General features: G+C 67.4%; 1 protein-coding gene. It reads left to right on the top strand.

The features are described 5' to 3' along the window. Positions 1–144: 144 nt before the first annotated feature. A partial coding sequence (locus ACYF6T_RS44660) for an ABATE domain-containing protein (protein WP_461703722.1) occupies positions 145–433 on the top strand: 289 nt, incomplete at its 3' end.

Here is a 433-nt window from a genome sequence, read left to right as displayed (position 1 = left end):
ACGCCCGTCCGGGGCGTCGGCTCGCTCCGGTGCCGGGGCGTCTCCAGACGGCACCGTCTGCGGCGTCGTCCCCTGCCGAGTATGCTGTGACATGCTAAAGCTCCTTTGCATGTCACACTATGGGGAAGCGAGGAGATACGTCAAATGCTGGATGCGTATCACAGCCCAGGGGTGGTCCAGACGGCCGTCGACCTGGCCAACACCTTGAGGCCGATCAAGGGAGAGGACGCGCTCGAGACCCTGGAGCAGCTCCGGGACTTCCTCGACGACCATCCCGCGGCCGAGCCTGCGAGTCCGGCCGCGAAGCAAGGGACCGGTCCGCGGCATCTCACCCGTGCCGACCTGGCGGAAGTCCGCGCGTTGCGCGAGACGGTGCGCAAGGTGCTCGAACGGGCCAACACGGACGCGGCCGAAGCCGCCGCTCTGATCAACA

This window comes from Streptomyces sp. 7R007 (assembly GCF_054850255.1).
Note: the sequence above shows the minus strand (reverse complement) of the source record. Positions and strands in the feature narration are given on the sequence as shown.